This is a genomic window from Robinsoniella sp. (assembly GCF_034124845.1).
Genome location: NZ_JAWYAJ010000188.1, coordinates 1 through 11,884, shown reverse-complemented (window position 1 = coordinate 11,884; position 11,884 = coordinate 1). Strand labels below are relative to the sequence as shown.

Sequence of the window (11,884 nt, the reverse complement as noted above, 5' to 3'; positions counted from 1 at the left end):
GAAGTGAATTGCGAATACTGATTGTAGAAGATGAAGTCCGGCTGGCAGAGGCTCTCGGGCAGATTATGGAAGAAGCAAAATATATTACCGATGTAGTTTATGATGGAAATGATGGTCTGGCATATGCACTTAGCGGACAGTATGACGTCATAGTTTTAGATGTTATGCTTCCGGGACTCAATGGTTTTGAAATTGTAAAGGAGATGCGGGCGAAAAAAATAGCAACTCCTGTTATTATGCTGACTGCCCGGGATGATGTGCGGGATAAGATTACGGGACTTGACAGAGGAGCGGATGACTATATGACGAAACCATTTGTTCCGGAAGAATTACTTGCACGGATCAGGGCATTGTCAAGGCGCCAGGGTGAGGTGCTTCTGGAAGAAATTTGTTTTTCGGATCTGACGCTGGTACTCTCAGCCAATGATTTGTGGTGTAATGGAAAGTCAGTACACCTTGGGTTCAAAGAGTTTGAGATTATGAAAATCCTGATGTCTAATCCAAGAATTATTACTTCCAAAGAGATTTTAATTACAAAAGTCTGGGGAACAGAATCTGATGTGGAGGACAATAGTGTGGAGGCCTATATTTCGTTCTTACGTAAAAAGATGTGTTTTCTGGGCTCTAAGGTGGGTATCGGAACGGTGCGTAAGGTGGGATACCGCCTGGAGGAACATAGAGAATGATCAAAAAGCTGCGAAAGAAGTTTATTTTAATAAATATGTCTTTTGTTACACTGATTTTGGTGGCTGTCCTGGTGGTCATTGGTTTTACCAATTACCAGAAATATCAAAGGGACAGCCGCATGGCATTAAATTATGCCTTAGAGGATATCGGCGGGAATCTAAAACCCAGGGTGGATTTTAGACCTGGAAGACAAGCAGGTCCGATGATTATGGGACCCGCATTTGTGGTGGAATTAAATGAAAACGGGGAGATTGAAAATATCAATGACAGCAGTATAAGAATCACCGGGGATTCCGCCAGAGAAGCAGTAGAAGCGGCACAAAAAGACGGACATGAAAGGGGATTCCTTATAAACCAGCAGCTTCGTTATGAACGGCGGGAGCAGGTTCATGGGGAAAAGATTGCATTTGTGGACTGCAGCCGGGAAATCAATGGTATGAGGAATCTGTTTCTGGTATCGGCGCTGATTTTAGCCGGCGGTCTTGTGGCCTTCTTTCTAATCAGTCTGTTTCTTGCAAAGTGGGCATTGACACCGGTAGAAAAAGCCTGGCAGCAGCAGAGACAGTTTATTGCAGATGCTTCCCATGAATTAAAGACCCCCCTTACCGTTATACTGGCGAATCTGAATATATTGTCGGCACACCGGGAGGACCGGATCAGGGATCAGGAGCGGTGGCTGGAAAATACTAAGAAAGAGGCATCCCGGATGAAAGAATTGTTAAATGACCTGCTTTTTCTTGCCCGATCCGATATGGCACAGACCCCGAAGGTATTTGCTGAATTTGATTTAAGCAATACGCTCTGGAGCTGCATTCTGCCATTTGAATCGCTGGCATATGAACGGAGTGTGGAATTAGAGGAAGAGATTACACCGGGGATTCATATCATAGGCGATGAAGGGCAGATCAAACAGCTGATTGCTATTTTACTGGACAACGCCTGTAAATATGTGAAAAAAAACGGCAGAATCAGTGTGTGTCTGGAAAAGAAACAGGATAAAGTTTATCTGAAGGTTAACAATACCGGTGATGTGATTCCAAAAGAAGATCTGGAACATATATTTGAACGTTTTTACCGTTCAGATAAGTCAAGAGCGAGGAAACAAGGGGGATACGGACTGGGACTTTCTATTGCTCAGACAATTGCGGAAAATCACCATGGAAGGATTCAGGCGGAGAGCCTGGAAACTACGGGAACTTGTTTCACAATTATCTTATAGACAGACAGTGGTTCAAAAATAAAAGATAAGTTCTGTAAGGGCTTCTGGTATGTGGCATTGCTTTTGAGCTTATTTGGAAAAACCTCTGTTAGATATGTACAAAATTTACATGTAATTATTGTGAATATAATGGAAAAATACAAAAAAGGTTGACTTTTATCTTTACAGAGCGTATTCTTAAGTCAGATTTAACAAAAACGTTTTTGGGAAAGAAAGCGGAGGGTGATAGTATGGCAGCATCAATTAAAGACGTGGCAAAAATAGCAGGAGTCTCCGTCGGTACAGTATCCAGGGCATTAAATGGATATACGGATGTCAGTGAAAAGACAAGGAAAAGAATCAAAGATATTTCAGCAGAGCTTGGTTACACACCAAATGTAAGTGCCAAGAATCTTTCTTCCAAAAATAATAAAAATGTTGCTATGATAGCTTCCGGGTTATTGGACGAGAAGCAGACAGATGATTTTACTATGGCTCTTATTAAAGGGGCATATACGTATATGAATCAGCATCAGTTATCCATTGCAACTTATGCTATTAGCTCAGAAGATCAAAAGATAAAAGGGTTTGAAGAGTTTTGCAGGGAATTCAGTTTATCAGGAGCGCTATTATTCGGATTAAAAGTCACGGATAAATATGTGGAAAACATTTGTGATTCCAAGATACCTTGTGTTACAGTAGATATCCGGGTGGAAGGGGAGCAGATCGGAAGTGTGATCACGGATGATGAAAAAGCATTTGAGGAAATAACCCAGTACGTAATAGACAGAAATCATAAAAGGCTGATACTGGTGTACGGCAGAAAACAGGCAATGGTAGCTAAGCTGCGTTATCGTGGATTTTGTAAAGCACTTAAGAAAAATAATATGGATATTCGGGAAGTTCCCGTTCTGGATTCTAATTTTATCGAGACTCAGGCATATGAGAAAACGAAAGAATTGTTATTAAAGAAAGGGAAGGAGGCAGGAACGGTATTTCTCTGTATGAGTGATATCACAGCCTTTGGAGTTGCAAGGGCAATTCGTGACTGCGGATACAGCGTACCGGAAGACTTTTCTGTTACAGGCTATGATGGGATCAGTTTTGGAAGATATGTGGAGCCCAAAATTACAACCATCGATCAGAATGTAATGCAGAAAGGCTATGAAGCCGGAAAATTATTGGATCTTATTTTAAAAGGCAATGCAACAGAAAAAACCGTAACGGTGCCGCATTCACTATTGGAGCGGGAGAGTGTCAGAAGACTTAAAAAATAAAATAGACATGGATTTTCACATCGGTTATGTATATGCAGATAGGTAAAAGCAGATTTTTAAAGTAGGTAATAGAAATGCCTGCTTTTTAAATATAAATTTACAAAAACGTTTTCGAAAAAATGCAATAAAATGCAACTGAATGTAATGGAATGAAAGAAACATTTAAGGAGGAAATAGGTATGAAATTCAAAAAAGTAATCTCGGTAATAACAGCAGCAGCTCTTGTTTTGGGAATGTCAGGATGTGGTGGAAGTACAGGTAAACCGGAGGAATCCGGAAAAGCACAGGAAAGTAAAACTGCGTCAAGTGAAGTGGTGGAAGTCACTATTCCTACTTATCTGGCAGGAGAGAATGTAGGAGCAAAGTTTTTTCTGCCGGAAGTAGAACGGTTTAATAAAAAATATGAAGGAAAATATAAGATTAACATTGAGGAGGTACCCCAGGCATCTTATGCAGAAAAGATTAAACAGCTGGCACAGCAAAAGAAGCTTCCGGCATTGATACATTCAGCCGGGTCAGGCGGAATCGATGTGCAGTGGTTCAAAGATGTGGCGGTAGCCAATGATATGGCATATGATTTAAGTGAATTTTTGGACAGCCATCCGGATACAAAAAAGAACTTGGTACCGGAATCAGTCGATTATTGCACGGTGGATGGGAAAGTAGTCTGTATGCCAATTGCAGTTCTGAAGCCGGTAGGACTATTTTATAACAGCAGTTTATACCAGGGAGAGAAAGATATAAAGGATATGTCTATGGAAGAATTTCTGGCGTCACTGGGAGAAAATAAGTTTGCATTTCAGACTGCGGATAATGGATGGACAACAGGGCTGCTGCTTTCAGCACTGGTAGCCAGTCAGGAAGGCGGCATAGAACTAATTCAAAAGTATGCAGATGATAAACTATATGACTATACAGATCCGGCTATTCTTAATGCAGTAACTGAATTGCAGAAACTGTTCCAGACAAATGCTGCTTCTAATTCTATTGGTGCGGCGTATGCGGATGCCGCAAATGCATTTATGAGTAATAATGCTGCCATTATCTGTAACGGTTCCTGGATGTCCTCAGAATTCGAGGAAGCATCCAAAGACAAATGGAGCAACGGATTTGACGGTGCAAATGTAAAAGCAACAATCTATCCTGGGGACGTTGCGCTGGTAAATCCGAGGATCTATGGAGAATTCTGGGTGGCGAATACAGCATCTGAGGAAGAAAAAGAACTGGCATGTGCATTTTTGGAATTCCGGGATTCCCAGGAAGAGATTGAAGCGTTGATGCTGGCAGAAGGAGGCGTGGCACCTTCGATTACATATTCAGAAGAATTCAAGAAAAAACAGGAAGAAACACCGATTTTATCCCAGCTATCTGCAAGTATTACCGACAATACAAAGTATGCGGTATCACTCTATGATGTTATGCCCTCTTCCGTTGCTGATATTGAATTTGGCAAATTACTGCCTAAATTAGCGGATCAGTCTCTAACACCGGAACAGTTTTGCCGGGAATTAACGAAGAAAGCAGAAGAGGCCAAGTAGACAGCAGCATAAAATCAGGGTAGGAGGAGAAGCATCCAATGAAAAAAGTACAGGTCAGTAAATTGGAAAAAAGAAATTATAAATGGATTTACTTATTTTTATTACCTTCAATTCTTATATTTTTGTTTTTTTATCTTTCGCCCATCGTAACGGTATTTGTAACTTCCTTTACAAAGTGGGATGGTTTTAACAGCCCTGTATTTACCGGATTGGATAATTACAAGCAGATGATTGGTAGTGATACTTTCCGGATTGCATTAAAAAATCTGCTGCTCTGGTCAATTATAGCCGGTACAATGCATGTGGGGTTTGGCGTTCTGGTAGCATTTATCCTTTTCCAAAAGCCTTTTGGCTGGAAGATAACCAGAACTGTGTTCATGATTCCAAATGTTATATCCGCTGCAGCGTGGGCATTGATCTATAAGTTTATCTTTAATAACGATATGGGTATTTTAAATAATATCATCCGTAAATTTGATCCCGACTTTGGGGTGCAGTGGTTTTATCAGTCACCCTATGCCTTTTGGGCGGTAACATTAACCTGGCTGTTTTATGCGGTAATCGTAACCCTTGTCGTATTAAATGACTTAATGGCAATACCTGAGGAATTGAACGAGGCAGCCCGGGTAGACGGAGCTTCCAAATGGCAGATCATTACCAGAATTCATCTGCCCCTTTGCCGCAATGCGATAGGAACGGGAATCATCTGCTCCATTACTTCACGAATAGCCATGTATGAACAGATCGCCCTGACAACGGCGGGAGGACCGGGGGATGACACCATGAATCTTCCCATTATATTAGTAAAATCAATCAGCGATATGAAATATGGTTATGCCAATGCCAACGGTGTGGTCATGTTTTTATTGGGACTATTGATACTGGCGTTGGTAAACAGGGCATTTCACATGAATGAAAGCGCATATTAAGGAGGGAAATCATGAAACAGGTAAAAAAAGTTCTTGTAAAGATATTTGAATATGGAATATTGATTTTTACAATCATCGTTTCTGTATTTCCGATCATATGGGTTATTATGTCTGCATTTAAAACCAATGCACAGATCCTGGGGAGTCCCTTTTCCCTGCCCACCAGTATTAGCTTTGACGCATTTAGCTATTTATTTGAAAAATATAATTTCTTAAGATATGCGTTAAACTCACTGTTGATCTGTATAACTTCAACCGGTTTATCCCTTATTATTTTTGCTATGGGAGGATATGTAATTGCTAAATATAAATTCCCCGGGAGAAATTTTATTTTTGCCCTGTTTACCATTACCTTATTGGTACCGGCCCAGTCCAAGGCACAGCCGATCTTTTCTTTGATCATGAATTTAAACTTATACGACAATATTTGGGGAGTAGCTCTGGTGTACCTCTCAGCCGGACTTGCCATGTCTATGTTTATATTAAAATCTACGTTTATGTCAATTCCGAAGTCTCTGGATGAAGCAGCAGCGATTGAGGGGGCCGGATTCTTCACTGTATTCTGGAGAATTAATCTGCCGCTGGCTAAAAGCGGGCTGGCGACGGCAGGAATATTGATGTTCTTAAATAACTGGAATGAGTATTTTTATGCTTCCCTGCTTACTTCCTCGGATTTAAACAGGACCTTACCCCTGGCACTGCAGTTTTTCAACGAAGCATTCTCTTATGATTATACCAAGCTCTTTGCCGCACTTACGGTAGTTGTGCTCCCGGGAATTATTCTTTATGCATTTGCGCAGGAACAGGTACAGGAGAGTATTGCGGCATCCGGGGTGAAAGGATGATCAGACAAATAAGCAATACCAAATGAGCAATACCAAATATGCAATACCAAATAAGTAATACTAAATAAGTAAGCCAATACAAATACAGGAGACAGACAACTTATGAAATTCGATATCAATACAGTACCATTCAGCTGCTACGGATCTTATCTGGCATTTTCTTACCCAAGAGATGGGGAAGGCATTTATCAGGATCATCTGGCGCTGCGCATCCTTTATGGCATGTTTAATGAACAGGAGACATACCCCATTGTGATGCTGAATCAGGAGGGGGAGCCGGTTGTGGGCGACATAGAAGCCACGCCTGCCCAGCTAAAGGTAAGCGCCGGCGGCAAGGGCTATCAAATGTGTTTTCAAAATGAAGATACCGTACATGTAAAGGGCAGTACGGGTATTATGATTACAAAGACGAAAATGTTCGGTTTAATGTGTGACCGTGTTATGCACCATGAAACAGGCAGCTGGGAAATAGCTGGAAATGATGCATCTGTTATTATTGAAATGATCAGGGGATGTATCAGTGATGATTCCGTGTGGTCCGAGGAAGGTACAAGATGTGAAAACATAAAAGTGCTGATCCATCCCGATGATACAGGTGAATTCCAACTGAAATTAACGCTGGCAGGATTAAGTTACCGCAAACCGGAGCCTCTAACTTATAAAGAGAATCTGCAGAATGCAGAAGAGACATTCGAAGATTTTAAAAAGCATTTTCATACAGGCATTGATAAGTACAAGGAATCTATGGAATTGGCTGCATATATCAGCTGGCACAGTGTCGTTAAGCAGGAAGGATATGTGAAATATCCGGTAATGTTAATGACAAAAAATAAAATGAATATGGTTTGGAGCTGGGATTATACATTCAATGCCCTTGCCATGATGGATAAAGATCCAAATCTTGCGTATGATCAATTTCTGGCGATAGCCGAAATGCAGGAAAAGGATGGTTCCTACCCGGATGCATTTCATGCAAGAGCATATGTATGTACCTTTGTAAAGCCTCCGGTTCAGGGATTTATCCTGAAAAAAATGTTCAAAATTCAAAAACCCGGAATGGATACCATTGCAAAAATTTATGATTCTGTTGTCCGGTTTACAAGATGGTGGTTTGAATACAGAGGTACAGTAGACGGCATTCCGGTCTACCATCATGGAAATGATTCAGGATGGGACAACAGCACCGCTTTTCGCCTTGGAGTGCCGGTAAAATCGCCTGACCTTTCGGCGTGGCTGATTATACAGATGGATTTTCTGGCGGATACCGCAAAAGAATTAGGACGAATGGAGGAAGCAGATGCATGGAAGAAAAGAAGTGAAGAGTTGCTGGATAAAATGTTAACCCTTTTTGTGGAACATAATCATATGAAAGCGATCAAAGTACCGGAAAATAAAACCGTGGAATGCGATTCCCTTTTGCTGTATGTGCCGCTGATACTTGGGGAAAAGCTTCCATCTGAGATACGGGAAAGAATGCTGGAAGAACTTCTGAAAGAAAAGAATTTTATAACAGACTACGGCATAGCATCAGAACCGATTGACAGTCCCTATTTTGTGGAAGACGGATACTGGAGGGGGGCAATATGGCCGCCAACTGCCTATATCATGACGGAAGCCCTAATGGAAAATGGACGAAAAGAAGAGGCAATATTAAATGCAAGAAGATTTTGTGATATGTGTGCATCAGAGGGATTTTTTGAGAACTACAGTGCCATTGACGGACATGGTCTAAGAGATTCCGGGTTTACCTGGACGGCAAGTGTATTTATGATCTTGATCAGAGATTATCTGGATCTTTAACTGTCAGGTCATCCCACAATAGAGTCATAGGGAAAAAGTATCTCCATGACTCTATTTTAATTTGGATGTGATAGTAAAATTCTGACTTAATTAACCATAGCCATTGCACATTTTTCCCATTTTACTAGATTCTCCGGGTTATGCCCAATTGTACTAATGTCTTTTAAGATTAATTCATAAGAACAGTTATTTTTTGAGCATGCCCCTGTTAAGTGAGCCAGTTCTTTTTGTATCACTTGTAAATCCAATTGTGAAGAAGCAACGTTAGAAGGACTTGGTTTTGCAGATAGTACGTATTTACGCTGAATTATTTCAGCAGCAATATCAATATCTGCCCAAGGTGAGATAGATATTTTTCTGAGATTTGGTATCTGTTCTACAAGATCTATTTTGGTATGAAGCGGTTCACAGCATCCATAATAGTTTAAGCCAAAAGGTGCAAGGGAGCGTATCATATAATTAATATCAAATTCTTTATGCATATCAGGTGACGCACTTGCAAATATCTGAGCCGCTCCACGTCCCCACACATCACGGGCTCGAACATGATCTGGATCAAAGTCTTTTTTGGGAAGATCTGATGTAAGAGCGGAAGTACAGTGTATGGAAAGCTGTGAAGGTTCGAAGAGGTTCAATTCCTCATATTGGCGTATGGTATCCAAAGCAATGGATGTCATTTTCTCAATAATTGCATGCATAAATTCAGGTCTTTCCAGAAGATCCATCAGAAGATTTGCAGCACCCCGGTAGCGTACAATATCGTCCCAAGGGACTACATGATACTCCAGACCCTGCATGCGTACAGGAAGCGTGTCTTGGAAGACATCAGATAATAAGTCAAATTGTCTGATGGTCTCTCTGTAATCATAGGTAATGACAGGAGAATGAAGACGTTCCAACTGATCCACCGTTTCCAGATGATCAAAATATTCATGAGATACAATCTGGTTTTCTAATTCTGTGGCAATGGTATGTTCTTCCACATCTATGCCAATACCGCTGGAGTGTACAATTTTAGGAACTGAAAAATAATCAGGAAGTATCATATCTCCAGGAAAATGATTCCATTGGTAGAGGATCTGACGGAGGGTGCGTTCTACAGAACGCAGATAGGGGTTTGTGCAGGAAAGTTTCAGCGCATTCTCATGGTTAAATTCGTTCCAGGGAACCTCGTTTATCAGTACAATGGGACGTATGGGGGTCAGATCATTAACGGCAGTATGTAGTTTTTTCCTCTTTTCATTTACTGGATCAGCCATAGATTGTGCATATTGTTTGCCAAGCTCCTGTAAAATATAAATATCTTTATTCATTTCAAAAACTCCTTTCTACTAGATTTAGGTATCATCAAAGGTGATTTCTGAAAATCAGAAACTATTTTCAGAATTTAATTGGGAAAAGGTTATCTGTTTATCCAGAGCACCGTCAAAAATAATCATTCCATTTGACAACCGCAGAGTATAATGTATGATTTCCGGCTGCGGATATAACGTAATGCAGCAGGTTTTAGAAGTAATTACAACAGCTGAAATAATCCCTTCCGTCAGTGTGAAATGGTCCATGATAATCATTTCATCAGATGCAATAAGCTGCTTGTTATTCCTGTTGAGCATGAAACCATTTTTCGTACACAGATCATAGGAACTGCTGCCGACAAGAAAGCCTTCAATTGTGGAAGCGGGTGCATAAAAATTGCCAAATCTTATTCCGCCGTAAGGATGGACATAAATCAGTTCGCACATGGGAAGATAGGCGAGAAGTGCTCCCCAGGTATAAAATGGGTCTGCATTAAATTTGTCATCCCCGTCCCCGGTAATACAATTATAGTTCTCGTGTATATGACTTTCTTCATTCCACTCATTCATAAATAACTTCAGGCTTTTATCCGCAAACAGATAAGCAATGCGGTTAAATTCTTCCAGACAACTGTATTGTTTCAATCCCTCATACACGAGGAAATTCATGGGTCCCCAGATTCTGCCGCGCCAATAGTCCTGATCTGAAAAAGCGGAACAGCTTTTTGAAATACTGGGTATGACATATGTTCCCCAGAATTCGTTTTCATTTAGCAAGTGACCGTTTACCATTGCCTTCGCCTGTCCGGCAGACGGGATTCCAGCCAGCAGAGGATAAAAGTTAGTAGGGGAGAAACGATAATCTTTCTCACCGTTCCAATGAAGATTACAATACATGCCCGCATTGGGATCGTACATTTTTTGGTTCATTAATTCTTTCATGCGTTCAAATTCAGCATGATATAACTTTTCTTCGGTTAGGCGGCCGCAAACCCGGCTTATGAATGCAAGACATTTACAATCAAGAGCATAAAGGGAATTCAGCCCCACATCCGCAAGTTCCATCGTATTTGTTTTTTCGTTAAATACTACTTGATCATACATGGGACTATTGTCCAGACCAGATTCAAACATAGCACATGCCATGGTATTGCCATTATCAAAATACCCCTGTTCCGTTCCGCTCGGATTCGGATTCGATCCCCATTCTAATAACCCGTCATGATTCCCGTCCCGGTTTTCAAACCACCATTTATTCCAGCGAACCAGGGGTTCGTAATACCTTTCCAAAAGATTCTTATCCTGGAACTGCTGATAAAGCTTCAAAATGCAATAGGAGCCAACCGGGGGCTGGGAACGATCCGGACTGCCGCCTCTTTCGGAGCCGAAGTTCGGGATCATGCCATCTGATGTCATTTCCTGAAAGATAGCATCAATCTGCCAGCGTGGAAATTTTCGGCTGTATGTGGCACCCATCAGAGCAGAAAAGAAAGTATCCCATTCAAAAAGGACATAAGAGCCGAATCCTTTTCCGTTCTGTACACACCAGGCTCTGGATACCGGTGAGCAGATTCGTTCTTTTACGTGGTCATAGATGGTATTCCAACCCATCCCCTTTTGTAATGCGTCTGATACGCCGTCAAGCCACCCTCCAGAATGCGCAGAACTGGAGATACATTGCCTGCGTGCAGCATCCAGATGGAGGGCAATTAAATCGGGGTCGGTATTCATATTACAAGTGATATAAAATACTTGGTTTGATTCAACCAGTATTCCAGGCAGACTGGTATTGACTTTTACATGAGAAATAAAAGCAGCATTGGTCTTAATCATATAGTCCTTATTTTCGCTTCTGATGGAAAGGCCATCTTGTAATACTTCTACAGATCCCTTGTGCATCCACAATATAGATGCACAAAGAAAGAAGTAAATTTTTTCTTTCTTTTGCAGCGGTGTAACCCGGTAGGCAAAACAATCACCTGTTGATACGAATTCCAGACGGAAAGAAAAGTCCTGATAATTTAGATCAATATCAAAATAACTTCCGTCTTCTGCATGCAAACCAAAGCGTTTCACATTTTTATACATGTTCCCTTCATCCGCCTGATTCCTCCAAAGCATGCGATCCAGTAGAAATTTTTGTGTGCAGTCATAAATTCCGATGCGGACACTTGCCATATCGGGAAGATGGAGCACGGAGTTTAATTCTCCGGCACAATAGGTATTCCACATAGTTTTTCTCCTTTTTTCGTTTATTCCCGCGGGCAACGAGCCAAACGGACACGCTGGCGCGTCCATTTGGCGACTGCCGCGAG

9 protein-coding genes are annotated in these 11,884 nt (G+C 41.2%); 7 read left to right on the top strand and 2 right to left on the bottom strand.

Translation table 11 applies throughout. The annotated features are described in order from the left end of the window. The 7 genes from ACH2DQ_RS08750 to ACH2DQ_RS08720 all read left to right on the top strand — a co-directional run. A partial coding sequence (locus ACH2DQ_RS08750) for a response regulator transcription factor (protein ID WP_395026407.1) occupies positions 1 to 686 on the top strand: 686 nt, incomplete at its 5' end. Then, complete coding sequence (locus ACH2DQ_RS08745; RefSeq protein WP_394911560.1) at positions 683 to 1,906, top strand: sensor histidine kinase; 1,224 nt, start codon at positions 683 to 685, stop codon at positions 1,904 to 1,906. The genes ACH2DQ_RS08750 and ACH2DQ_RS08745, both read left to right, overlap by 4 nt. Positions 1,907 to 2,136: 230 nt before the next feature. Next, positions 2,137 to 3,162, top strand: a complete 1,026-nt coding sequence (locus tag ACH2DQ_RS08740) for a LacI family DNA-binding transcriptional regulator (protein ID WP_394911559.1) — start codon at positions 2,137 to 2,139, stop codon at positions 3,160 to 3,162. 179 nt (positions 3,163 to 3,341) lie between these two features. Further along, positions 3,342 to 4,700: an ABC transporter substrate-binding protein gene (locus tag ACH2DQ_RS08735; RefSeq protein ID WP_394911558.1), complete on the top strand. Its 1,359-nt coding sequence runs from the start codon at positions 3,342 to 3,344 to the stop codon at positions 4,698 to 4,700. Between the two features lie 38 nt (positions 4,701 to 4,738). Further along, positions 4,739 to 5,629, top strand: coding sequence for a carbohydrate ABC transporter permease (locus tag ACH2DQ_RS08730; protein WP_395026404.1), 891 nt, complete (start codon positions 4,739 to 4,741; stop codon positions 5,627 to 5,629). A gap of 11 nt (positions 5,630 to 5,640) precedes the next feature. After that, complete coding sequence (locus tag ACH2DQ_RS08725) at positions 5,641 to 6,474, top strand: carbohydrate ABC transporter permease (protein WP_394911556.1); 834 nt, start codon at positions 5,641 to 5,643, stop codon at positions 6,472 to 6,474. A 102-nt stretch (positions 6,475 to 6,576) separates the two neighbouring features. Next, entirely contained in the window at positions 6,577 to 8,274 is a 1,698-nt protein-coding gene (locus tag ACH2DQ_RS08720; protein WP_394911555.1) for an amylo-alpha-1,6-glucosidase, read from the top strand. An 86-nt stretch (positions 8,275 to 8,360) separates the two neighbouring features. On the opposite strand, the gene ACH2DQ_RS08715 is transcribed toward ACH2DQ_RS08720, so the two are convergent. Both ACH2DQ_RS08715 and ACH2DQ_RS08710 read right to left on the bottom strand, forming a co-directional pair. Further along, a complete protein-coding gene (locus tag ACH2DQ_RS08715) occupies positions 8,361 to 9,587 on the bottom strand; it encodes a hypothetical protein (RefSeq protein ID WP_394911554.1) in 1,227 nt (408 codons plus the stop codon). Between the two features lie 54 nt (positions 9,588 to 9,641). Continuing rightward, positions 9,642 to 11,801, bottom strand: a complete 2,160-nt coding sequence (locus ACH2DQ_RS08710; protein ID WP_394911553.1) for a trehalase family glycosidase — start codon at positions 11,799 to 11,801, stop codon at positions 9,642 to 9,644. Between the last annotated feature and the right edge of the window lie 83 nt (positions 11,802 to 11,884).